This window comes from Neobacillus sp. 114 (assembly GCF_030127045.1).
Taxonomy (GTDB): Bacteria; Bacillota; Bacilli; order Bacillales; family Cytobacillaceae; genus Neobacillus; species Neobacillus rhizophilus.
Genome location: NZ_CP126144.1, coordinates 4,241,591 through 4,264,540, shown reverse-complemented (window position 1 = coordinate 4,264,540; position 22,950 = coordinate 4,241,591). Strand labels below are relative to the sequence as shown.

Annotated in this window: 22 protein-coding genes; 14 read left to right on the top strand and 8 right to left on the bottom strand. The window is 40.4% G+C overall.

The features are described from left to right. Positions 1 to 2: 2 nt before the first annotated feature. Entirely contained in the window at positions 3 to 1,067 is a 1,065-nt protein-coding gene (locus tag QNN06_RS20695) for a sulfite oxidase (protein ID WP_217036042.1), read from the bottom strand. A gap of 105 nt (positions 1,068 to 1,172) precedes the next feature. Here QNN06_RS20695 and QNN06_RS20690 point away from each other — a divergent pair, with 105 nt between their 5' ends. The 4 genes from QNN06_RS20690 (at position 1,173) to argH (ending at position 4,777) form a co-directional block, all read left to right on the top strand. Beyond that, on the top strand, positions 1,173 to 1,346 hold the full coding sequence (locus QNN06_RS20690) for a hypothetical protein (RefSeq protein WP_213118960.1): 174 nt from the start codon (positions 1,173 to 1,175) through the stop codon (positions 1,344 to 1,346). A gap of 114 nt (positions 1,347 to 1,460) precedes the next feature. Continuing rightward, entirely contained in the window at positions 1,461 to 2,606 is a 1,146-nt protein-coding gene (locus QNN06_RS20685) for a DUF3800 domain-containing protein (RefSeq protein ID WP_284035877.1), read from the top strand. A gap of 261 nt (positions 2,607 to 2,867) precedes the next feature. After that, the gene (locus QNN06_RS20680; protein WP_284035876.1) at positions 2,868 to 3,146 is read left to right on the top strand and encodes a TetR-like C-terminal domain-containing protein; all 279 of its coding nucleotides are present in this window, start codon (positions 2,868 to 2,870) and stop codon (positions 3,144 to 3,146) included. Positions 3,147 to 3,286: 140 nt separating this feature from the next. After that, positions 3,287 to 4,777, top strand: a complete 1,491-nt coding sequence (argH, locus tag QNN06_RS20675; RefSeq protein WP_284035875.1) for an argininosuccinate lyase — start codon at positions 3,287 to 3,289, stop codon at positions 4,775 to 4,777. Positions 4,778 to 4,869: 92 nt separating this feature from the next. Here the strand turns inward: argH and QNN06_RS20670 are convergent, their stop codons facing one another. Further along, positions 4,870 to 6,102, bottom strand: a complete 1,233-nt coding sequence (locus tag QNN06_RS20670; RefSeq protein ID WP_284035874.1) for an NAD(P)/FAD-dependent oxidoreductase — start codon at positions 6,100 to 6,102, stop codon at positions 4,870 to 4,872. A gap of 184 nt (positions 6,103 to 6,286) precedes the next feature. Between QNN06_RS20670 and QNN06_RS20665 the strand changes: the two genes are divergently transcribed. Together QNN06_RS20665 and QNN06_RS20660 are read left to right on the top strand one after the other, a co-directional pair. Next, positions 6,287 to 6,589: an EthD family reductase gene (locus tag QNN06_RS20665; protein WP_284035873.1), complete on the top strand. Its 303-nt coding sequence runs from the start codon at positions 6,287 to 6,289 to the stop codon at positions 6,587 to 6,589. Between the two features lie 172 nt (positions 6,590 to 6,761). Beyond that, on the top strand, positions 6,762 to 7,493 hold the full coding sequence (locus tag QNN06_RS20660) for a gamma-glutamyl-gamma-aminobutyrate hydrolase family protein (RefSeq protein WP_284035872.1): 732 nt from the start codon (positions 6,762 to 6,764) through the stop codon (positions 7,491 to 7,493). A 60-nt stretch (positions 7,494 to 7,553) separates the two neighbouring features. Here QNN06_RS20660 and QNN06_RS20655 read toward each other — a convergent pair whose 3' ends face one another. Then, entirely contained in the window at positions 7,554 to 9,920 is a 2,367-nt protein-coding gene (locus tag QNN06_RS20655) for a TOTE conflict system archaeo-eukaryotic primase domain-containing protein (RefSeq protein WP_284035871.1), read from the bottom strand. Between the two features lie 516 nt (positions 9,921 to 10,436). Further along, a complete protein-coding gene (locus QNN06_RS20650) occupies positions 10,437 to 11,183 on the bottom strand; it encodes a YoaK family protein (protein WP_213118967.1) in 747 nt (248 codons plus the stop codon). Positions 11,184 to 11,347: 164 nt separating this feature from the next. Here QNN06_RS20650 and QNN06_RS20645 point away from each other — a divergent pair, with 164 nt between their 5' ends. Then, positions 11,348 to 12,409, top strand: a complete 1,062-nt coding sequence (locus tag QNN06_RS20645; protein WP_284035870.1) for an LLM class flavin-dependent oxidoreductase — start codon at positions 11,348 to 11,350, stop codon at positions 12,407 to 12,409. Between the two features lie 46 nt (positions 12,410 to 12,455). Here the strand turns inward: QNN06_RS20645 and QNN06_RS20640 are convergent, their stop codons facing one another. Then, positions 12,456 to 12,602 (bottom strand): hypothetical protein, encoded by a 147-nt coding sequence (locus QNN06_RS20640; RefSeq protein ID WP_213118969.1) that lies wholly within the window; start codon positions 12,600 to 12,602, stop codon positions 12,456 to 12,458. Between the two features lie 179 nt (positions 12,603 to 12,781). Between QNN06_RS20640 and QNN06_RS20635 the strand changes: the two genes are divergently transcribed. Further along, entirely contained in the window at positions 12,782 to 13,024 is a 243-nt protein-coding gene (locus tag QNN06_RS20635; protein ID WP_284035869.1) for a hypothetical protein, read from the top strand. On the opposite strand, the gene QNN06_RS20630 is transcribed toward QNN06_RS20635, so the two are convergent. Together QNN06_RS20630 and QNN06_RS20625 are read right to left on the bottom strand one after the other, a co-directional pair. After that, on the bottom strand, positions 13,005 to 13,841 hold the full coding sequence (locus tag QNN06_RS20630) for an RMD1 family protein (RefSeq protein ID WP_284035868.1): 837 nt from the start codon (positions 13,839 to 13,841) through the stop codon (positions 13,005 to 13,007). The genes QNN06_RS20635 and QNN06_RS20630 overlap by 20 nt on opposite strands. Before the next feature lie 102 nt (positions 13,842 to 13,943). Further along, positions 13,944 to 15,020, bottom strand: a complete 1,077-nt coding sequence (locus QNN06_RS20625; protein WP_284035867.1) for an ArsR/SmtB family transcription factor — start codon at positions 15,018 to 15,020, stop codon at positions 13,944 to 13,946. Positions 15,021 to 15,125: 105 nt separating this feature from the next. Here QNN06_RS20625 and QNN06_RS20620 point away from each other — a divergent pair, with 105 nt between their 5' ends. The 4 genes from QNN06_RS20620 (at position 15,126) to QNN06_RS20605 (ending at position 19,479) form a co-directional block, all read left to right on the top strand. Next, positions 15,126 to 15,938, top strand: a complete 813-nt coding sequence (locus tag QNN06_RS20620) for an MBL fold metallo-hydrolase (RefSeq protein ID WP_284035866.1) — start codon at positions 15,126 to 15,128, stop codon at positions 15,936 to 15,938. Between the two features lie 133 nt (positions 15,939 to 16,071). Beyond that, complete coding sequence (locus QNN06_RS20615; RefSeq protein WP_284035865.1) at positions 16,072 to 16,869, top strand: DUF2935 domain-containing protein; 798 nt, start codon at positions 16,072 to 16,074, stop codon at positions 16,867 to 16,869. 218 nt (positions 16,870 to 17,087) lie between these two features. Further along, complete coding sequence (locus QNN06_RS20610) at positions 17,088 to 18,311, top strand: MFS transporter (protein WP_284035864.1); 1,224 nt, start codon at positions 17,088 to 17,090, stop codon at positions 18,309 to 18,311. A gap of 139 nt (positions 18,312 to 18,450) precedes the next feature. Beyond that, on the top strand, positions 18,451 to 19,479 hold the full coding sequence (locus tag QNN06_RS20605; RefSeq protein WP_284035863.1) for a threonine aldolase family protein: 1,029 nt from the start codon (positions 18,451 to 18,453) through the stop codon (positions 19,477 to 19,479). 61 nt (positions 19,480 to 19,540) lie between these two features. Here the strand turns inward: QNN06_RS20605 and QNN06_RS20600 are convergent, their stop codons facing one another. Beyond that, positions 19,541 to 20,191, bottom strand: coding sequence for a cell wall hydrolase (locus tag QNN06_RS20600; RefSeq protein ID WP_284035862.1), 651 nt, complete (start codon positions 20,189 to 20,191; stop codon positions 19,541 to 19,543). A 241-nt stretch (positions 20,192 to 20,432) separates the two neighbouring features. Here QNN06_RS20600 and QNN06_RS20595 point away from each other — a divergent pair, with 241 nt between their 5' ends. After that, positions 20,433 to 22,043, top strand: a complete 1,611-nt coding sequence (locus QNN06_RS20595; RefSeq protein WP_284035861.1) for an ATP-binding protein — start codon at positions 20,433 to 20,435, stop codon at positions 22,041 to 22,043. Continuing rightward, on the top strand, positions 22,027 to 22,728 hold the full coding sequence (locus QNN06_RS20590) for a response regulator (RefSeq protein WP_284035860.1): 702 nt from the start codon (positions 22,027 to 22,029) through the stop codon (positions 22,726 to 22,728). The genes QNN06_RS20595 and QNN06_RS20590 overlap by 17 nt, the downstream gene beginning before the upstream one ends. Positions 22,729 to 22,950: the final 222 nt, after the last annotated feature.

The window sequence follows — 22,950 nt, the reverse complement described above, 5'->3', positions numbered from 1 at the left end:
CATTATTCTATCTTTATTTTTATCTGTGACACCGCATTGTACCCATATCCCTTCCAGTTCCAGAAAGCTATCTCAGGTTGGAAATGGCCGTTTGAATCATAGGCTCGGACCTTGATGGAGTATTCTCGATTTTTTTCAAATAAAAAAGAATATGACCACATAATCCATTGATATTGAAGGGGCTGGCCATGGAGAGTGGCCGGCTTCCATGTTTCACTATCATCCAAACTGACTTCAACGAATGTAACCACACCTTCGCCAGTCCAAGCTAGACCCTTTATTTCATGCTGGCCAGACTGCAAGATTTGCCGGTCACGCGGCTGCTGAATAATCGAATTGACATGGCTCACTGTCACAGGGACGGCCTCTTCATTATTGTTTTTGTGGGGATAATAAACATAATCATCAGTCTGGAATGGCCCGGTAAATGGATGGTCCACCACACGAATGGTCTTTAACCACTTGACTGACGCCATTCCGTACCAGCCAGGAACGATTAAACGAAAAGGAAAACCATGTTTTGAGCTGATCGGTTTATGGTTATGTTCCCAGGCGACTATACAATCATGTTCCATTGCTTTTTTGAGCGGAAGGCTTCTTGCGAAATGAACGTGCTGACCTTTCTTGACTCCAGAATCATTACCCTCAAAGACCACTTCACGGGCACTATCTTGTATCCCGGCAATCTGCAGCAGATAGAAAAGGGGCACCCCTTTCCATGTTCCTTGACTAATAGCCCCATCATTCCATTGCTCCCCAAACACTTTTGGTTCGAAGTGGGCTCGTTTGTTTCCTGAACACTCCAGGACAGAAGTTACTGTCCGAGATGGCATTGTAATGATTTGATTGTATGGGATGGAAATGGGATTTTTCACTGAGCCTGTGATGGTTAGATAGTACGATTTGGTGGAAAGGGCAGGAAATGGAAAGTGATTTCTTCGATAGGTTAATCCGGTTGGGGTTTCACTGTTTTCAAGAAAATGGATCGGTGCCTCCTGATTTTCGGGAAATAAACTATGTGTTGTTAGGTATGGTTTTATTTTTATAAAAGGATCATTGGGATTCAAAAAATCACTCCTTTCTCATTTATTTATATTAGAAATTAAGTCTTTTAAATCACTAAACGGTCAAAACTTAGAATGAGGAGATTTTTTAGGAAGGGGTGAACGTTTATGAATGAACCATGTGAATACCCATACATACTGTACAACGAAGTCATTATGTACCTTGAAACAAAATGGTGCCGGTCCCTGGATGCCCATGAAAAACATCTTTTGATCGAAGGCTACAAATACGGAAGAATGGTCGAAGCGGAAAACGAAATCAAAATATTATTTGCAGAATAAAGCGGGTATTCCTGCTTTATTTTTTTGCTAAGGAAAAAGATAACTTTTTAAAGGGTTTCCAAACGTTTTGTTGAAATAATTAGGTAAATTCCTTTATATGGTGAGGTGGGAAAGTTGAACGAGTTACAATTTGCGTTTCTTGATGAATTTGGAAATTATGGATTTAATTTTGACAACCACGACCATTCGACCCACTTTATCATCGTATCCATACTTGTTAAAGAATCTGAAAAAGAAAACTTAGAACGACAGCTTCAGAACTATTTTCCGTCAGAAGCAGCGCCTATGGATGATGCCCAAAGATCTAAGCTTTTGCAGGATATTAAGGATTTGCCTTTTAGCATATATGCGTACGTCATTGATAAGCGGAAGGTAAGAGAAGACAGCGGCATTATGCATCAAACACCTTTTATTAAATATGTAAATCGGATGGTTTATGAGGACTTAAATAGAACCTTTGATCAGCTTGATCTTGTGACGGATGAAGCTGAGGGGAAGAAATTTTTGCAGGAATTTAAAAAGTACATCATGACAAGGAGTATTCCAGATTTATTCAATTATTCTTCATTTGGGTTCAATAACAGCCAGTCTGATATCCTGCTTCAATTGGCCGGCTTAATGGCGGAGACTTTGGGCACAAGCTACGACCGTAGTTCCTATTCCGTCTATTCCCATTCATTGTTAAAAATGATTAAACATAAAATTGCCGCTATTAATCTACTGCCTTTGGATTACCGACATTTTCTTTATGATTACAAAACAGACCCCGCCGACTCCCGATACAACGAAGTAATCATCAAACAAGCCGTCAATTCCTCCTATCAATATATCGGAAATCATCGCAAAAGTGAGGAAGAGGACGAAAGGCTCCGAATCGATTTTTTAAAGTTCCTTTTATTCAATTTGAAGGAAAATCCCGATGAATACGTCTATACTCAAGAAATTCTCGATAATTTGAATGCCATTCGAGATGTGAAAATGAATCAGCATTATTTCCGTTCCAACATTGTTTCGAAACTGCGCGATAGCGGGTTGTTAATCTCCAGCAGCAATAAAGGCTATAAATTACCCGTTTGCTTAAACGACTTATATGATTTTGTAAATCTATCAAGTTTGACTATATACCCAATGCTTCAACGAATTTCAAAGTGCCGAGACCAGATTCTCCTCGCGACAAATCAGGAGATTGACATTCTCGACCCAAAGGAATATGGATACCTGAAAAAAATAATTGAAATGGAAAAATTAAAGGCTCAATAAAAAACCTTTTTAATGGACGGTTACCGTCACCTATCGCAAACTAAATATGTAACGAAAAATGACTATCATTGATATTTTGATAGTCATTTTTTATTGGTAAAGCCATTTCTTATATTCAATCTAACTTTCCTTTGCTAATTCAGATGATGCGGTTTCTATTTTTACAGCACTTTTCCTCACATTTGAAGGCAATCTGTTGAAGAAAGCATTTATAATCGATAAAGGAGTTTAAAATGTCTAGTCCAAAAAAAGAAGATCCGCGTGCCATTCGCTCGATTTTTTGACTACATCCATGAAAATCGGAAATTTTTTGCCATTTTATTTGAAAATAAAAGTATTGAAACCAATTTATATAACCTTATAAAAAATCTAATAGAAACTAGAAGAAACAACAAACAAAAGGAGTTACCCAAAAATTATGTATACATTGAAATCCTGACAGCTTCATTAATGGGGATTATTATCTGGTGGATCAAGGATGGCATTCATTATAGCTCTGAATATATAGCAAACCAAATTTCTCTAATGTACAAGCGATGAACAACTTTTGCTCCGGTTTTTTGTGTCAATAAAGTAATCAGATGTCACTGTAAGAAAATAAATCCCGTATACATGTATTGCAGGGACAATTTGGTGGGAAAAGATTCGACCATCAAAGCCAAAAAATCGGAGTGAACTATATGAACAAGCATCATGAATTTCTCGAGAATGAAGGGACTTCATTTCCGGGTAAAACCTACATTGAAGGGCTGTTAAAGCCAATATTTTATGACCAAAGAGATTTTTTGTTTGAGGCAATGTTTGATATTCATCGTGCACATGTGATTATGCTTTCGGAACAGCAAATTATCAAAAGGGACGAAGCCAAAATCATGCTGGGAGGAATTGAAAAAGTTGCAAAAACGGATATTACGGAAATTCCATATGACCCTCAATATGAAGATTTATTTTTCATGATGGAGGCAAAAATTGCAGAGGAGATCGGGAATGATCTGGCAGGGAAAATCCATATCGGCCGAAGCAGAAATGACATGGGGGTAGCCATGTACCGTTTGGTGCTGAGGAAGCATCTTTTACAGCTGATAGGGAATGGGTATCGATTGAGTGAAGCAATATTGGAGCAATCGGAGCGTCATGCGGAAACCTATATGACGGCCTATACGCATACACAGCCAGCACAGCCAACGACGTTAGGGAATTATTTTTTGGCAATATATGATGTCTTACAGCGGGATTTAAAGAGATTATGGTCTGCCTTTGAAACAGTAAACCAATCACCGCTTGGAGCGGCGGCATTAGCCACGACGGGCTTTCCCATCAGCCGGACGCGGACGGCAGAGCTGTTGGGGTTTGATAGAGTTATTGAGAATTCTTATGATTCCATCGCCGGAGCGGATTATTTATTGGAAACAGCAACCGCCATCATGACTTGTATGGTGAATACCGGTAGATGGATTCAGGATTTCTTATTATATGTAACGAGGGAATTTGGCGCGTTTAGGGTAGCAGACCCGTATGTTCAAGTCAGCAGCATTATGCCTCAGAAGCGGAATCCGGTATCAGTTGAACATTCACGGTCGCTTGCTAGCAGCTCTGTTGGTGAGGCGTTGGCCGCCATCCAAATGATTCACAATACGCCATTTGGGGATATCGTTGATACAGAGGATGATCTGCAGCCGCATTTATACAAGGCCTTTTCGAAAGCTAACCGCGTGATGAAGCTGATGTATGCTGTGATATTGACACTTCAAGTTAATAAGAGTCATTTAAAGGAAATGTCCGAAAAATCCTGCATCACGATTACGGAGCTGGCCGATACATTAACGAGGAAATATAATATCTCCTTCAGGAAGGCGCATTCGGTTGCAAGCGCAATTGCCAATAAAACATGTAAGGGACAAAAAGAATTAAATGATTGGAAGATTGATGAGATTAACTCGATGCTGCAAGAATTCGTCGATGTATCCCTTACTGAGGATGAATGGAAAAACATTATTTCTCCAGAGTATTTTGTTAGGATAAGAAGCATTCATGGGGGACCGAATCCAGATGAGGTGAGGAGAATGATTGTCGAGAGAAAGCAAAGTCTAGGAACGAGGTTACATGAGTACGAACAAATCGTTGACGAATTGTCCAGAAAACAGAAACAGTTAAGGGGATTTTTAGTATAAATATCAAGAGAGCAGGCCCCCAATGATTAATTAGGGGGCTGCAATTCGCCCTATTAATAATTTTCCGAAGTAATAAATCTCTTTTTTGATGATTAAGTATTTTCACCCATAATGCCCATTAGTTCTTTTTCCAAATCAGCCGGTTCGTTTGCATAGTTGTAGATTCCTAGAAATTTCTCAACAGCTTTAGGGTGAGCGCTAATCAGCTTATTGATAGCGTCTTGCTGCTCAGAAATCCGTTCATTTTTGGATATTTCGCAGCCCATATAAAAACGGACCATAAACTCATCTTCCAGTGACTTTTGATACTCCTCAGATATTATTGGCCATTGTTGATATTTATTTTTATATTTTACTAGAATTCCAGAAAGTATTTTTGCGCCATATACCGCATCATGGATCCCTTGTGCCATGCTTGGGTCTTTAAAACAAACCGCATCCCCAACCAGCGCCCAGCCATTTCCCATCCCGGTATACCAGAAGTTTTCATAGCCTAGAATCCCTTTAATCGGTTCAACAAGGGTGGCCTGCTTCAGCCGGGAACCGATAGTGGTGTTTGGAAAACCTTCCGTTAATAGGCTGCGAAGACTTTCTTCCGGTTTATTCTTCAAGTTCTGAATGAAAGCTTTGTTGTCTAATGGGAATATTCCAACAACGGTACATAGGTCATCATTTGTAGGAAAGAGAATCGCCGTGTTGTCTTTTACCCTGTGGACTTCAAATTTCGGTACAAGATCGTTGTTAAAGTTTCTGAAATACCCATAATAAATGCCTACTTTTGCGGGCACACGCAATTTCTGCTTGCTGTCAGTAAGCCTGCGGATGGTTGAGTTTCTTCCATCGGCACCAACAATGATATCGGCAATAAATTCTTGATCAAGGCCATTAGAATCAGTCCCTTTGATACCAACTATTGCTCCATTTTGGCGGATGATGTCCGTTACCCGAAATCCTTCTAAAACAGTCACGCCCTTTAGAGATTTAGCGTGTTCAAAGAGAGTATGATCCAGAAATGTTCTCCTTATACAATAACAATTTTCCTCTCCAAGAACTTCAGGTATTTTCCCTTCAATCGTGGTATCCTCGAACTGAAACTTTATATCTTTAACCGGAGGCGCATTGGTTTCCAATAACTTTTCAAGCACACCCATTTCGCGGAAAAGCGCGGTGGTATTATTGAAAAAGGTATGAGTGGATAGAGTATCACTAGGGAAAGAAGACCGATCAATTAACAATACTTGAAAACCTTCCTTTGCTAGATAAATAGCTAAAGAGGAGCCTGCACATCTTGCTCCAGTAATAATTACGTCAAACTTTTTATCCATTCTATCACCCCGAATTGAATTTTTAGTCTGAAAATCAACCAATGGTAACTAAACTAAGATTATGGAACTATTATTTAAAAAATTACGTTTATTTTCATTAGGACATTAATTTTTATTTAAAAAGGTATTTTTAGGGAAATGGCCGAAATATATTGAAATTGACGTGATAAAAGGGGGGGATTTTATGGCCAAAATGATAATTATGTATGAACAACCGCTTGATAAGGAAGCATTTGATCAACATTATTTTAATGTCCATGTTCCACTAGGTAAGAAGATTCCTAACATTATGAGGGAATCGGTTCGCCGCGTCCTTCAGACCCAAAATTCTGATTTGAATTTGTATTTAATTACCGAGCTTGAGTTTGAGAGTGTGGACACATTGACACAGGCATTGGCCAGTCCGGAGGCAAAAGCAGCTGAGGAGGATGGTCCTAATTTAATGAGATTCTTACAGAACCCACCAATTATTACGATTGTGGAATAGCTTCATTGGAAAATCAGTTACATTTTGCGGATAGCAATAAAAGTCTATTAATAGAAGTTTAATATGAATCTTTTTCTAGTTTCTTTAAAACTTTTTTATGATATATTTTGAATAATGCCATCATTTGAAAAAATGGTGGTTTTTAGTGTTGCTACATACGAGGGGGATGAAAATGCATAAGAAACCAATTATCGGCATTACGGGTGCCTATGTTAACCATAACGAATATATGGAAGGTGTTTATGTCCACCATGATTATCATAAAAGCGTAGCCGCAAATGGAGGAATTCCGATTGTGCTTCCTTTTATAAATCCTGAATTGGCTGTTGAAACTCTAGGACTATGTGATGGAATCGTCCTTAGCGGTGGAGAGGACGTCGATCCAAAGTATTATGGACAAGACCCTCATCGCCGTTTAGGGCCGACCACTCCAGAACGGGATTTGACTGAAATAGCCATTGCAAAATATGCAATAGAGAATAATATTCCACTGCTTGCAATTTGCCGAGGAGTCCAAATATTAAATGTAGCCTTAGGCGGAACATTAATACAGGATATCCCGAGTCAAGTCAAAGAGCCAATTCAACATACGCAAAAGATTGATAGGAGCAGGGATAGTCATTGGGTGAATATCTCAAATAATAGTAAATTATTTGATATGATTGGTTCTGAACGGGTAAGAGTTAATAGCCTTCATCATCAAGCTTTGGATACGGTCGCTGCCGATTTACGTGTGGTTGCGACGGCATCTGACGGAATTATTGAAGCAGTAGAGTATATTCATCCAACCACATTTACTTTAGGAGTACAGTGGCATCCGGAATCTATGGCGAGTACCGATTCAGTGATGAATAATTTATTTGTGGAGTTCATTAAAAGCTGTTCGAAGGTGCCGGTTTTGTAAGGAATAATAACCACAAATGCAAAATTAGGGTGTCACTTGTTGACACCCTATTTGAAATTTTTAAAACAACCTCATTTGCTCGGATTCAGATCCTGCCTTTGACTTCGTTTCCGGCAATTTGTATCCCATCGATTTATAGCCCTTCATTCTTTTTTCGAACATAGCCTTCAAAATTGGCTCTTTATGATCCACATAATCAATGACCTTCACTTGGAATTTATCCTCATGGAGTCGATGAAGTCTGCCGACATATTGTTGCAATGTACCTTCCCAGGATAACGGCATGACTAAAAATAAGGTATCCAATCGGGCATGGTCGAAGCCTTCCCCAATGTACTTTCCTGTGGCAATAACCAGTCTTTCCTCATCATCCGATAACTCTTCTAGTCTTTTTAAATTTTCCTTTTGTTCCTTTTTGCTCATTTGACCGGTTAAGATGATGATGTTTTTGGCAAATCCCATAAACCTTGATTTTAGCTGATAGGCGTGCTCTACTCTCTCAGTTAATATAAGTGGGACCGAACCTTTTTCAAGTTCTTTTAAAACATCATCAAAAATCATTTGGTTTCGGATTTCATCCTTAACGAGTTCACTATAAATGGATTGAATACCTTTCTTTTCTTCTTTCTTTGAACTTTTAAAATTGGTGTACCTTTGCAGAAGGATATGATCAAACGGTCTCACTTTTGCTTGATTTTTAGCGGTAACCTTATGACGAACTGGTCCCAGTTGCATTGTCAAAATCGGGTCCAACCCATCTTTTCTTTTAGGGGTTGCTGTTAACCCATGAACAAATTTTGCATTTGCTGCTTTTAACACTTTCTCAAAACTATAGGCTGCGATGTGGTGACATTCGTCTACAATAATTTGGCCATATTGGGAAATCAAATCTTTAATTTCCCCGTTATAATTAAGACTTTGTATAGTTGTGATATCAACTATTCCATACTGTTTGTTTTTTCCACCGCCAACTTGTCCTATTTGATTGGTTTCCAAACTTAAAAAGTTAGATAGGCTTTGTTTCCACTGCTCGATTAACTGTTTTCGGTGAACAATTACCAATGTATTTACCTTTCTTTCAGCTATTAGGGTAGCTGCAATAACAGTTTTACCAAATCCGGTGGTTGCCGATAATATCCCATTAGAGTGCTCCAATAATTTTGTGACTGCTTGTTCTTGCTCAGTTCTTAAGGTCCCTTTGAAGCTTAACGAAATCTCGGAGCCCTGATTGGTCTCATCTTGAAAATCGGGTTTAATCTTGTGTTCATTAAGCAATAACATAAGTTCATTTTTACATCCCCTAGGCAAAATGAAGCATTGGTCAGTTTCGTCATAACAAGCTATTTTTCTAGGGATTCCATGTGTTGAAAATCGCTGGGCTTGGGCCTTATAGAACTCTGGATTATTAAAGGTCGCCAACTGCATCAGTTTATGGATGAAAGAGGAAGGGAGTTTTTCCTTTTCAATGTATAAACCATTTCTTTCTATGACCTTCAATGTTTCAGGCAGATTTTTAATCTCTGTTGGTTGGCGGATTTCTTTAAAAGAAGCACCGTTAAATTCATTAATTAGGACCTGTACTTCTGCTAAAGACATTTTCCTAACTTGTTTTAAATTGTTCCATTGATTCTCAAATGGGACAAAGTTTTCATCAACAAATAAACTGTTTCCTTCATTTCTTGACCGACCTTGCAAGGGCAGGGCAATTAAGTTACCAAAGTTCCCTTTCGGCATAGTATCTTGGTTGGGAAATAAACGGTCATACGAAGTCATTCCGATTTCATGTCTTTTTTCAATAGTACGCGATAATAATAGATTACCCAGTTTACGAGCTAGGGAAGCAGGCAGTGCTTGGTCGAAAAATATCCATATGTGACAGCCATTTCCTGAACGGGACCGTTCAATGTTGGCAGGGACATTCAACTCTTTGCAAGTGCTGTAAAAAGCGAGCGAGTCCTTTTGCCAGTTATTTTTATCAAAATCAACCGCTAAAAACCAGCAGGTATCATCTAGTAGCAGGGGATAGATCCCAATCGTTTGTTTCCCAAATAGATGATCGTAGATTACCTGGTCGGTAAGGGGGAGAAATTTTCGATGCTGACAAACGGCACATTTCACTTTAGGTTTATGGCAAAGGTCCGGATGCCACTCATGATCACAAGCAGGTGAATAACCCTTTCTACCATCACTAGATTCCCAGCGGACAGCAAAAACATCTGTCCTGCCCCTAAAAAGATTTTTGAAAATCTTAATTCTTTCCAGAATCTTTTCCTTTTTAGCTTGTTCCTTCATGGAAATGGTATATGACTGTTGTGGACGATAATTTATGTTATGAGATTTTAATATTTGCTTTAATAGCTGATTCTCTTGTTTAAGTCTCTGGCATTCGTTTAATGCTTGCTGAAGTTGCTGTTCAAGGTTTTGCATTGGAATCCCTCATAACTAATTTTAATGAAATCCAAAATAGTATTAATATCATTATAGCCAAAGTTGATAGATTTTATAAATTCTTGGAGTTGGACTAGGATGGCTAAAAAAGGAGGCCATTATTGCAGAGGATGCGGCCGATATCGAGCAAATGAGAAATTTAGTGGTAAGGGACATAAATTACATATATGTAAAGATTGTAAAGGAAAAGGGAGAACAGGAGTTGAGGAGGAACAATTCTTTCATGTAAAACAGCGACATAATTCGTATAGGAAACCATTAAAAATAAAGCTAGTTATGAAGAATGATACGGAGGAATATATAATCTTTCTGCATATGGGAAAACGGTACATGGTTATTGTTAGTACTCTTTCAGAATGGATGGGCCAAAGTGTCCAATAGAAGGCTTTAAAAGACAAAACGAGGGGTGGCAGGCATCAAAATGTCCAATAAGTCCTTCTATAGACCAAACTAAAGAGTGCAGGTATCAAACAAAGTGTTTAAAAAGTAAAACTTCTACCCCTTATTCAACAGAGTCCTCGGATTCGCATTCAACACCATTAACGCGCAAATCAATATCCCCGACACAAACCAAATCGCTTTTGTTCCAAAATGTTGGGTGAACAGGGTTCCCAGTAACGCCCCCACTAAAAATGAAACGATCACAACGCTAAAATCGAAAAATTGCTGGATGCCTTGGCGGTTGCGAAGTACAAAAGCGGTATAGGCTGCTTCGGCCGCCGTACGCAAATTACCAGTCACCATCGCAGAATTATAGGGCCACTTAACCAAAGTCCGAAACGACGAAATTTGAACGGAAGACACGAACGCAATCGTTATAACCACAAACGTATTGGGCACGGCCGCTGGCAGGGCTCCGACAAACAAAAGGACAAGACTTTCCAAGAAAAGCACCGATCGGGCGGGATGGGGAAACTTCCTCGTAATAAACGGTTGTTTCAAGCTTTGAGCAACTACAACCCCGATTACAAACGCCAAAATAGGAGGTATATGCCTCAAACCTTGGTCCCAATTTCCTTTTGAAACCTCAACTCCCAACAATACAAGATTGCCGGTTTGGGAAGTTGCAAAAACCCCATCTCTGCTCACATACGTATAAGCATCCAAGAATCCGCCGATTAATGCCAGCAAGACACCCAATCCGACGGATTCAGGCGTTAAATGCGGTACTCTTTCAACTCCTCTATGTATTTGCTCCCGTACAGCATAAAGCGATACCTTCTTATTATAAGTTTTATCCATGAAGACTCTCCCCAAGCACGCTTTTCCTAATAGATTAACCATTTTTTCAACATATTACATATTAAAATAAGGTGTTCAGGCTATTTTCTTGGAACAAACGCAAAATAAATGATAAAAAGGAATTAGATAATGCTGACTGCCAAAGTCAGTTAGGGGGTTTTTTAGTGGAAATAGGTATTAGCACGTTTGTGGAAACTACGCCGGATGTCCAAACCGGCGAGGTGATAAGCCATGCCCAGCGAATTAGGGAAGTGGTTGAGGAAATCGTTCTAGCAGATCAGGTTGGGCTTGATGTATTTGGTGTAGGCGAGCATCATCGCGAGGATTATGCAGCGTCTGCACCTGCGGTGATTCTAGCGGCAGCGGCATCGCAAACAAAACGAATTCACCTAACTAGTGCTGTGACGGTTCTTTCCTCTGACGATCCAGTCAGGGTATTTCAGGATTTTTCAACACTTGACTGTATCTCGAACGGACGGGCCGAAATTATGGCTGGACGCGGTTCCTTTATTGAATCGTTTCCGTTGTTCGGATATGATTTAAGTGATTATAATGAGCTTTTTGATGAAAAACTAGAGCTTTTATTAAAGATCCGTGAATCGGAAAAAGTAACCTGGCGAGGAGGACACCGTCCTGCTATCGACAATCGCGGTGTTTACCCAAGACCGGTTCAGGACCCGCTGCCCGTATGGATTGGGAGCGGCGGCACGAGCGAATCGGTGGTCCGCGCTGGTCTGCTGGGGCTTCCATTAGTACTGGCAATCATCGGAGGAAGCCCATTTCATTTCGCACCGCTGGTAAAACTTTATAAACGGGCCGCTGCCCGCGCTGGTCATGACCCTGAAAAGCTTCCAGTTGCGTCTCATTCGCACGGATTCGTTGCGGAGACGACCGACGTAGCAGTGGAAAAGTTTTTCCCATCGACACAGTATGCTATGAACAAACTGGGACGGGAGCGCGGCTGGGGCCGATACGACCGTTCAAGCTTCGATGCCGCCCGCAGCTTTGAAGGGGCATTATATGTAGGCGATCCGCAAACGGTAGCCTCCAAGATTATTCAATTGCGAAAAAATGTAGGAATCACCCGTTTCATGCTGCATGTCCCTGTTGGCACCATGCCTCATGAAGACGTGATGAAAGCGATTGAGCTTTTAGGAAAAGAAGTGGCACCAATTGTCCGTGAGGAAGTTGCTAAATGGGAAGCGTCTGGCGGAGGAAAAGAATAGGTCTAAATAAAAGAAGGCATGCTTAAGTGGCATGCCTTTTGTGGTGTTATGATACATCTGTTAATTCTGATAAATGAACCAATTCGATGTGATGCAAGCTTCCTACTTCTTTAATTTCGCAGTACCCAGAAGTGTACTTAAAAAGGATGACATACCTCTTGCCGTTATAAATTACAGGAGTGTTGTTGTCCATTCTATTCCCGCCTTCCGAAATCCTTATTATCATTGTACAAACCTTTCTTTATTTTTATATGAAGCTTATTTTAAAAATATGTTATAAATTTGCGAAAAAAATCGAAAAATCGTGTTGGATTTTGGCTGAAGGTAGGACAAGCTAAAATTTAATACATGAATGTTAAAGGAGTTTAAACCGTGAAATCATATGAGATTAACAACATGATTATCGATGATGACTTTGCAAGCGAAGAATATGTAACGGTGGATTTTATTCATCAGGAGAAACAATATAGTATTACATTCAAAAAATCGGACCTAGAAGTAATGAACAGATGGGTGTATGAGGATGGTACGTCTCTTCCGGCAGAAATACCGGAAGAGCTGATTGAATCAATCAGAGAAGATGTAAAAAATAAATTTAAGGAATCCACCCTATAATTTGCAAAATGGTCAGGACAATTTCAAACAGGATGAGAATGACGATAATCCATTCCACGAACAGGCCGCGGATGGAGTGGCTGATGGTCGAAAACCCATCCATGATATTGTATAAGATGTCCGTTTTGCTTTTTAAGATTTTATAGCGGTCATTTAGTTCGAAAAATTCGATCATCCTATCATAAAAATCACTGGCCGTGCTGCTGGTCCATGTGATGTCAGGCTTATCCAGAATCATGATATAGGCAAGGGTGTTATACTCGTGCCGCACAATTTTCGCTGTTGTCCGGGCGAGTTCCTTGTTGCCGATTCTCAAGTTTCCTTTTTCAAGCCGGTCTATCATGTTTTCAAGCTTATCATGAATCTTTCCGAGTTGTTCTTCTGTTTTTTCGAGGGCCACTGATTTAGCGAGAACCGTGGAAATTAGCTCAGGATAGAAATCCTCAATTGCCGGGACTACCACGTATTCGTCAGCGAGTTCGAGGCTCTCGTTTTCTCCGATGTGCAGGCTGTAATCGTCCGTGTAGTTGCCGGCAATGTTAAGGTCAACATCCGGCTCGAAGGAGCGAATAAAGCGAAATACAATGTGGAAATCCTCTTCGTTTGTATGATTGATAAAGACGATACTGCCGAAGGAAAAGATCAATACCATTTGCATGTCGGAGACCTCTTGCATAAGGATCGAGCGTAAAACATCTCTCTTTAGAACTAAAGGCTCCTCCCAGGTGAATTTTTTCGGTATTCCGCAATGAATGGCAATTTTGTTTAAATCAATTTCATTTGTGATGGCGAATGCTTTAAAGGTTATGGCCTCCATTGTTACCACCTTTGAGTAAATTTTCTAAGCTTATTAAAGTGTATTCGTTATGTTGCAACGAATTCCCTGCATTATTTTTGAAAAAGCACCCTCATCAGGTTGTTAATCCATAGAATTGATTCCTTTGATATATTGTGCCAAACCTGATTGAATTTCAGTAAAGGATTTTTCCAGCAAATGATAGAAAACATAATAGCTTTTTCGATTGGAAGCGATTAGGCCAGCATCTTTTAGTAGTTTTATATGTTTAGAAACGGCACCCTCAGTCATTCCCATCAGTCCGGCCAGTTCTCTGGTCGACCGTGGCTTTTGGGATAAATATTTGACAATTTGTAGCCGGCTTAAGTCGCCTAATGCGTTGAACAACTTTAGTAAATCCTCTGGAGGCATGGAACGAGCAGCCTCCTGTTGATTTTCCATGATAGAGTAGTTAACCCCCACTGGCTTATGGGAATTGACAAATAAATGCGGCCAGGCGAAGTAGGAAGGCGTTAACAGTAAGACATCGTCTTTCTCAAAATAAATCTCCCGTTTTGAAATTCTTCTGATAACGGCCTTCTTTTGATTAGGATGAATATCAATTTCTGGCGAAAGGCTTCCCAATAGCTTGAGGGGTCCTTCCTTCATAAGCTTTCTGCCGCGGGAAGCAATATCCTTTAGAAAAAGTTCCTCTATTCTACTCCAGTCATCTTTCAAGCATGTTTTCCAAAAATCCTCCAGAAACGTCAAAAATCTTTGTTTCACCTGTTCCGGTTTTTCCAACAATGCCAAGATAATTTCCTTTGATTCCGGGTAACGACTGCAAGCTAATTGGACAAATTCCTGTTGTTGATTCGTTTTTTTGGGGCCTAAGATGGTTTCTGCAACAGTTTGGAAAAATGCATCTGAAGAGCCGCAACTTAGTTTATTCAAATCCTCCTCAAAATCGCTGATTGTAGAATTCTCTTGTAGTCCCCAGAAAGTAACAATGGGCCGTTTATAAAAAATACTGAATGCATCAATTTCTTGTTTTAAAGCGGGGTTCACTTTCTTCCTGGCATTTATGACCCATGGGGTATGGAGCGGGTGGTGCTTGCAATCGATGAACACGTGAAGGGCGATTAGAGTTTCGTGTGCGGCTGAGTACCCAAAAGATATTTGTTCAGATGATAGATTTGTAACTTCTAAGGAAAAAGACATCGTGATCCCCCAACTGATTTACTCTTTGCTCAATAAGTAGTCCGGCTAAAGGCCGTCGTCATATAATTCCATTATAATACAATCGGTAAAAAGGAGATGAACTAGATGAACGGAGAATTTTACAGCAAGCATTTCGATCTGGAAAAAGTGGGGGAAGGGGTTTATGCCGCGATAGCAAAGGAAGGTGGCGGTGCGGTTGGAAACGCCGGTTTCGTAGATTTAGGGGATCAGACGATTGTGTTTGATACATTTAATACGCCGCAGGCAGCCGAAGATTTGAAAATGGCAGCGGAAAGTGAAACCGCCCGTCCGGTTACATGGGTGGTGAATAGCCATTTTCATGGGGACCATATTCGCGGCAATCAGGTGTTTAAGGAAAGTACGATTATTTCTAGTCAAATCACGTATGAGAAAATGCGGGACATTCATCCGGCTCGAATTGAGCAGCAGAAAAGGGGCATCTCGGAACTTACTCAATATATTCAAACTTTAAAAGAACAATTGGATCGGAATCATGATCACGAGTTGGCGAACAAAATCAGTTTTTTAATGGAAGTGGAAGCCTCCTTGCCTTCGCTCGAGTTAACACTACCCCAGCAGACGTTTAATGACGAAAAGGTTTTTAGCGGAACCAAAAGAAGCGCAAAACTATTTACCCTAGGCGGCGGACATTCCTACTGCGATGCCATGCTCTTGATTCCGGAAGAAAAGGTCTTATTTATGGGAGACTTATTATTTGTCCAAACCCCGCCAACATACTTTGAAGAATCAAACCCTCAGCAATGGATGGAAATTCTAGAAATTGTAGAAAACCTTGATTTTACAATAGCCGTACCAGGCCACGGCCCAGTTGGAACAAAGAACGATGTAAGAAGCATGAAAACGATGCACGGGGACGGTTCTCGTGTTTCAAAATGAACGATTCAACTTCTTCAAATATCATGAGGTACCTACAAGCTTCTGAATGGTTATAGAGCGGCAGTATTCCTTCATAAAATAATAATGGCGTTTGAGAATAAAATGTTTAGTATTTTTTAAGGGGGAGCTCAACATGAATAACACCTTTGCCAAGACTGCCAGCTTTGAGCATGCTTTCTGGCTGCAAATACTTGGAGACCATTCGCGGTTTATTTACGAGGCACTGGCACCCGTTCAAAAAGAGGAGATTGAAAAAGCCGTCAATTTCATTCGGATATTCGATAGTCTTTTGAATCAAGTAAAAACAACTGATCCAAAGCAAATGGCAGCCCAAGCAGAACCAGCGGTAATGAGACTTCGGGAATTTAAATTAGACATGTTACGTAAACACCTGATTGGAAAAATCAAAATCCACCTTTCCCCAACCTTCCTCAACCATATGGTCAACGAATTAGAGGAATATGTACGGATTTTAAAGCACTTGAAAGCAGGGCAGGTCCCGCCTGTCTACCATGAAGTGCATCATCATCTTGTTTGGTTATTGGATGCTGCCGGCCATTCGGATGCTATATCCTCTAATTTGGATGGTGTGGAAAAAAAATTAAGAGAGAAAAGTGATACATTTACGAAGCATTTTGAGGCTTTTTATTTAAAGGCAGTCGAGATGGCAGGTTACTTAAGGACCAATCTGGCGGCTTTTCCGGCTTTGGCAAAATTTAATGCGGACGCAACCTTGGAAATCAAGCTTTTTCAAAACTTTTTAAAAGAAATAGAGGAGCTGGAGTTAAGCAATCAGGCATTGGGAACATTTGCCCCGTTGATGGCGGACCATATGTGGCGGGAGGAATGCTATTATCTTACCAAACTGGCGGAAGCAGCCAATCTGGAAATGCCGAATTGTGACCCCACGAAGCCGAGGCTTCAGGATTAAATTTATGCGTGACAGCCTACCATAATTATGTTACTATAAGAAAAAATAAATCTCCTTTAATATGGTCCAGAGAGGCCAAAAAGGGTTGTACGGAAACACTCATATATCTTTTTGTGTATATGAAACCCTTTTGTCTCTTTACCGACGGAAGGGTTTTTATTTTTGCAAAAGTATCTTTTAATCAGGGTCCAGAGAGGCTCGAAAGGAGAATGACAGCAATGAATTATCAGAAAAAAACAGTAGTTGCATCAGTTGCAGGTTTAACGTTAGAAGGAATGGACATCATGTTTATTTCCTTCGCCATGTCCATGATTATTGCCCATTTTCATATTGATATGGCAACAGGCGGACTTATTTCTTCAATTACCAATTTGGGAATGCTTGTTGGGGGAACGATTTTTGGTATATTAGCAGATAAGTTTGGCCGAGTAAAAGTTTTCACCTATACGATTATTTTGTTTGCCATCGGAACAGCGTTAACTGGTTTGGCCACAAATATTGAACAAGTATATATCTTTCGTTTTATCGCAGGCCTAGGTGCAGGCGGAGAGTATGGAATTGGTATGGCGCTAGTTGCAGAAGCATGGCCAAAGAACAAGCAGGGGCGCGCTTCCTCATATGTAAGCGTCGGTGCCCAATACGGTGTTATCCTTGCCGCGCTGCTAAGTGCCCTCATTCTCCCAACTTGGGGATGGAGAGGATTGTTCTTCGTCGGCATTATCCCAGTAATCTTTGCCTTTATGGTTCGTAAAAACTTGGACGAGTCGCCGGAATGGGTGGCCGCCAAACAAGAGAAGAAGTTGGTTAAAAAACAAGGGAATTTAAAGCAATTGTTTGCGACTCGCAGAACGTCCTTTACTACAGTAGCTTTGGCTATCATGGCAACCGTGCAAATTGCCGGCTATAATGGCTTAATGATTTGGCTGCCATCAATGCTTCAAAAATCACAAGGTTTGTCGGTATCAGGTTCCGCACTTTGGACGATCAGCACGGCGGTTGGAATGATTGTCGGGATGTTAACATTTGGACAATTTATCGATCGCTTCGGAATGAAACGAACATACGGAATCTTCTTATTAGCTTCAGCAGTAGCAGTATTTTTATACTCGTACGCATCAGGAAGTGCCGGTGTCTTAATCGGCGGTGCCATCGTCGGATTTTTCGCAAATGGAATGTTTGCCGGCTATGGTGCTTTGATTAGCCACTACTATCCTGTAGAAGTGCGCAGTACCGCCACTAACACGATTTTCAACTTTGGCCGGGCGCTTGGCGGATTATCACCGATTTTAGTAGGATTTATCCTGCAACATGCGAACGTAACAGTTGCCATGGGCTACCTCGCAGTGCTTTACTGTGTATCCTTTATTGCGATGCTCAGCTTGAAAAAGGGAAAGGCGGAGCAAACACAAGAACGCTTCGTTTCTACTGCAAAGGCAGTGTAACTTTTATAAAAAGCCGTTACCGGTGGGTTTTGGGCCCCGGTAATGGCTTTTTTAGTGTGTAAATAGAGAAATTTTTAAAAAAGGAATGGTACAATGGTAATATAATAGTACTATTGAACAACTGGAGGACAAAATAAGAATGTACAGCTTTAAAAATGATTACAGTGAAGGGGCGCACCCTAGAATTTTAAATGCTTTAGTGGAATCTAATCTTGTGCAGGAGGACGGATATGGCGAGGACCGCTATACCATTGAAGCGATTAAACTTATCAAAGAAAAACTGGAGCGTACTGACGTAGATATCCATCTTTTAGCTGGTGGTACGCAAACGAACTTAACCGCAATTTCTGCTTTCTTAAGACCACATGAAGCGGCGATGGCAGCAAGTACTGGCCATATTCTTGGACATGAAACAGGAGCCATCGAAGCGACCGGGCATAAAGTCATTTCAATTGAAACGAAGGATGGCAAGTTGAATCCTTCGCATCTTCAGGCAGTTCTTGACGGACACCCGGATGAGCATATGGTGAAGCCGAAGCTAGTGTATATCTCCAATTCCACTGAAATTGGAACTATATATAAAAAGAACGAACTGGCGGCATTAAAAGATTTTTGTGATGAAAACAATCTGATTTTATATATGGACGGCGCGAGACTAGGGTCGGCATTGTGCTCCTCGGAGAATGATCTTCAGTTAGGTGACCTTCCGTCATTGGTAGACGCCTTTTATATAGGCGGTACGAAGAACGGAGCACTGATTGGGGAAGCCTTGGTGATTTGCCGTGAGTCGTTAATGGAAGATTTCCGTTACCATATAAAGCAAAAGGGCGGGCTTTTGGCAAAAGGAAGACTGCTGGGCATCCAGTTTCTTGAACTTTTTCGGGACAACCTGTTTTTTGACCTGGCAGGGCATGCGAATAAACTGGCGGAATTGCTTATTGCTGAAATGAAGAAATTGAATGTTTCTTTTTTGACCGAGTCACCATCTAACCAAATTTTTCCGATTCTCCCGAATGCGGTGATCGCGGAATTGGAAAAGAAGTATGGGTTTCATATTTGGGAAAAGGTAGATTCCGACCACTCAGCCATCCGCCTTGTTACCTCTTGGGCGACAAAAGAAGACAAGGTGTTGGAGTTTATTGAAGATTTGAAAAAGGTAATTGGATAAAATTGATTTAATCAAACAAAGTACCGGGCAAAGGTAAACCAGCCCGGTTCTTCTATATAAACTATCTTTTAAACACATGATCCCCAATCGAGGCAGTTGTCGTTCTCGTATCAAGCCAGCGACTGGTTGCAATTGCCGGATTATAGAAGAATAATGAATCTCCTACTAGTTTCCTTTTCTCGTTCAATGCTTCCCGCACTGCTTTAATAGAATCCACATCTGCGGGTTTATTAATGGCCCCATTGCGGACAGGCTGGAATTGCCCCTTTTGATATATAACCTCTCTAATCGAGTTAGGGAATGCCGAACTCGTAACACGATTTAAAACAACACAGGCAACGGCCACTTTTCCTTCGTAAGGCTCAATCTCTGCCTCGGCCCTGACCAATCGCGCCAACAAATCTAGTTCTTGTTCTGAATATCCTTGATTCTCTTCAAGTTTTAACGCGGCAGATGCCGCCGCAGCCCGCACAGCAACTGTCCTTGCTACCGTCATTTCAGCCTCAGAATCATTAGTATGTATAGTTTGTCCAACATAAATCAAATCGAGGTTTTGAACCTGCGGGTTCCGATTCGCTAAATCTTGTAAAGTCATATTATGTTCTCTTGCAATCTTAGTCATCGTATCCCCGGTTTTAACCGTATAAGCAAAAACAGGTGAAGCAAATAAGAGTGATACTACTATTGTTAAAGTGGCTATTAATTTTATCATTGGTATTTCCCTCCTGGTTGATTTAACGTAATCTCTTAGTGTCTATTTCTATGAATTGAAAAAAAAGAATAGTATTACAGTTTGATTTCATAGAAATAACAATTGTGTTATGTTGAAAAAATATAAAGGAGGTCGCTGATAATCGGAAACTAACAGAAAATATGAATTTGCTAGTTTTTAAAGAAAAATCTATATTTAGAAGCTATAATGAAAAAAGAGATTTTTTAAGGGGGTGTGCATCATGAAGACCATCAAAGTTTCCCTTCAAACCAAGATATTCGGGCTGGTTCTAATCCTTAGTCTCATATTGATTTTGTTGTTGACCGGATTTTACAGTTATATGGAAAGCAAACAAATCGAGGAAAACAAAGGAAGGCTGGCACTGGAAATCTCGAGAACAGTTTCATACATTCCGACCATTATCGATGCATTTAAATCGGATGACCCATCCATAACTATTGAGCCTATTGCGGAAAAAATTCGCAAAGAAACGGGTGCTGAGTTTGTTGTAATTGGGAATAAAGATGGGGTCAGATACTCGCATCCTGAAAAAACAAAACTTGGCCGGAAGATGACCGGAGGAGATAATGACAGGGCCCTTACTAAAGGGGAGTACTATGTCTCCAAGGCGAAAGGGACACTTGGACCATCGATAAGGGGAAAATCCCCGATTTTTAACAAACAGGGAGAGATTATTGGAATTGTGTCAGTCGGATTTCTTCTCGAAGATGTCAATCAGCAAATTACCGATAACATCAGAAGGGTATTGATCGTTTCATTATTTGCCTTATTCATTTCGCTAATCGGCAGTATTCTACTAGGCCGCAACATCCGCAGGGATACAATGGGGCTTGAACCGTACGAAATTGCCACCCTTTATAAGGAGAAAAACGCAGTCCTCCATTCTGTTAAAGAAGGGATTCTAGCAATCAATCAAGGTGGTTACATCACCATGATGAATCAACAGGCGAAGGAGCTTCTGCAGCTGCAAGGGACCGTAAGAAACAGGAAAGTGGATGGGCTGTTTCCTTCCAACTATCTTTATGAGGTGTTAAAAACAGGAATCTCGCAAACGGACAAGGAAATGGTTTGGAATGATAAAACCGTGATCGTGAATTGTACGCCAATCATGGATGGAAAAATCGGCATTAAAGGCGTCGTGGCATCTTTCCGTGACAAAACGGAAATTGAGCAAATGATTAATACCATATCTGAAGTAAAAAGATATTCGGAGGACCTCCGTGCCCAGACCCACGAATTTACCAACAAACTTTACTTTTTACTGGGCTTGTTACAGCTTGGGGAATACAACGAAGCCATCGAGATGATTCAAGGTGAAACCCAGGCACTTCAGTTTCAGAATTCGGTTGTTTTTAAGCAAATACAAGATACAAAAATACAGGCCATTTTATTAGGGAAATTAGGAAAAGCATCAGAAAAGAAAATAAACTTTGAGATTAATACAGACAGTTACTTGGAAGCAATGCCTGACCATATTAAGCTTTCTAACCTCATTGTCATTCTGGGAAACTTGATTGATAATGCCTTTGAAGCTGTTTACCGAAGTAAAGACCCTGTTGTTAAATTCTTTGCAACAGATATCGGAAGTGATATCATTTTTGAAGTTTCTGATAACGGGAAAGGGTTTGATGAGGCTGAAATTCCGCTCCTTTTTGAACGGGGCTATTCCTCTAAAATGGGTACGGCACCGCGAGGATTTGGCTTGTCGAATGCTGAACAGGCTGTATTAGAATTGAATGGGATGATAGAGGCGCAAAGCAATTCTGAAAGCGGCGCTATTTTTACCGTTTATATTCCAAAGAACGCGCAAGGGGATGAGATGGTTGGATAGGATCAAAACGGTTATTGCGGAAGATGATTTTCGAATCGCTGATATGCATGAAAAATTCTTAAATATGTTTGAAGAAATAGAAGTTGTAGGCAAAGCATTAAATGGTGAACAGACACTTCAAGTGCTTGAGAAGGAAAACCCTGATTTTCTTCTTCTTGATGTGTATATGCCTGATATGCTGGGTTCCGATCTTTTGCCTGCGATACGAGAAAAGTATCCGAAGGTTAGTATTATTATGATCACGGCGGCAACCGATAAGGAATTTCTAGAAAAAGCTTTAAATTACGGGGTCGAAAATTACCTGATCAAGCCGGTAAACAAAGAAAGATTTGATGATGTTATCCAGGAATATATCAAAAAGCGTACCTTGCTTTCTTCCACCCAGGAAATTAATCAAAACTATGTAGATCTTCTATTTAGGCATGGAAAAGCGGAAAGAGAAGGCAAAAGCAAAAGCGTAGTGCTGCCAAAAGGTATTGATGAAATAACACTAGGAAAAGTAAAAGCTGTTTTTCAGGCAAGGAAAGATGGCCTTTCGGCAGAGGAAGTTGGCAAAGAAATTGGCGCCTCCCGGATTACAGCAAGAAGATATCTGGAATATCTCTCCTCCAAACAGGAGGTAAAAGCAGAAGTGGTCTACGGAATTGTCGGCAGGCCAGAACGAAAATATTATCCAGTTTCATGAAGGAAGGTGGGAATGCCGCCTTCTTTTTTTTTTGCTAATAAGAAAGTATAAATTCAACTACGCCTCTGTCTTCGTCCTCGCGGACTCGCCAATCGGCGAGTTTTCATTTATGGGAAAATTAGCATCTTGTGAACAATATGTACAAAATCTACTTAAATTACGTTAAAAACTTTATTTTGGTAACGTTTTCACTGCCGAATATTTTGATTATATTTAATTTAC

Excerpts from the sequence above, each read along its gene's own strand:
- QNN06_RS20650 (WP_213118967.1), bottom strand. The coding sequence starts at position 11,183 with ATGGATAAAACTTATAATAAGAAGGTATCGCTTTATGCTGTACGGGAG.
- QNN06_RS20620 (WP_284035866.1), top strand. The coding sequence starts at position 15,126 with ATGAACGGAGAATTTTACAGCAAGCATTTCGATCTGGAAAAAGTGGGG.
- QNN06_RS20690 (WP_213118960.1), top strand. The coding sequence starts at position 1,173 with ATGAATGAACCATGTGAATACCCATACATACTGTACAACGAAGTCATT.
- QNN06_RS20590 (WP_284035860.1), top strand. The coding sequence starts at position 22,027 with ATGAGATGGTTGGATAGGATCAAAACGGTTATTGCGGAAGATGATTTT.
- QNN06_RS20640 (WP_213118969.1), bottom strand. The coding sequence starts at position 12,602 with ATGGACAACAACACTCCTGTAATTTATAACGGCAAGAGGTATGTCATC.
- QNN06_RS20665 (WP_284035873.1), top strand. The coding sequence starts at position 6,287 with ATGGCCAAAATGATAATTATGTATGAACAACCGCTTGATAAGGAAGCA.
- QNN06_RS20660 (WP_284035872.1), top strand. The coding sequence starts at position 6,762 with ATGCATAAGAAACCAATTATCGGCATTACGGGTGCCTATGTTAACCAT.
- QNN06_RS20625 (WP_284035867.1), bottom strand. The coding sequence starts at position 15,020 with ATGTCTTTTTCCTTAGAAGTTACAAATCTATCATCTGAACAAATATCT.
- QNN06_RS20605 (WP_284035863.1), top strand. The coding sequence starts at position 18,451 with ATGTACAGCTTTAAAAATGATTACAGTGAAGGGGCGCACCCTAGAATT.
- QNN06_RS20595 (WP_284035861.1), top strand. The coding sequence starts at position 20,433 with ATGAAGACCATCAAAGTTTCCCTTCAAACCAAGATATTCGGGCTGGTT.
- QNN06_RS20630 (WP_284035868.1), bottom strand. The coding sequence starts at position 13,841 with ATGGAGGCCATAACCTTTAAAGCATTCGCCATCACAAATGAAATTGAT.
- QNN06_RS20610 (WP_284035864.1), top strand. The coding sequence starts at position 17,088 with ATGAATTATCAGAAAAAAACAGTAGTTGCATCAGTTGCAGGTTTAACG.
- argH (WP_284035875.1), top strand. The coding sequence starts at position 3,287 with ATGAACAAGCATCATGAATTTCTCGAGAATGAAGGGACTTCATTTCCG.
- QNN06_RS20655 (WP_284035871.1), bottom strand. The coding sequence starts at position 9,920 with ATGCAAAACCTTGAACAGCAACTTCAGCAAGCATTAAACGAATGCCAG.
- QNN06_RS20670 (WP_284035874.1), bottom strand. The coding sequence starts at position 6,102 with ATGGATAAAAAGTTTGACGTAATTATTACTGGAGCAAGATGTGCAGGC.
- QNN06_RS20600 (WP_284035862.1), bottom strand. The coding sequence starts at position 20,191 with ATGATAAAATTAATAGCCACTTTAACAATAGTAGTATCACTCTTATTT.
- QNN06_RS20615 (WP_284035865.1), top strand. The coding sequence starts at position 16,072 with ATGAATAACACCTTTGCCAAGACTGCCAGCTTTGAGCATGCTTTCTGG.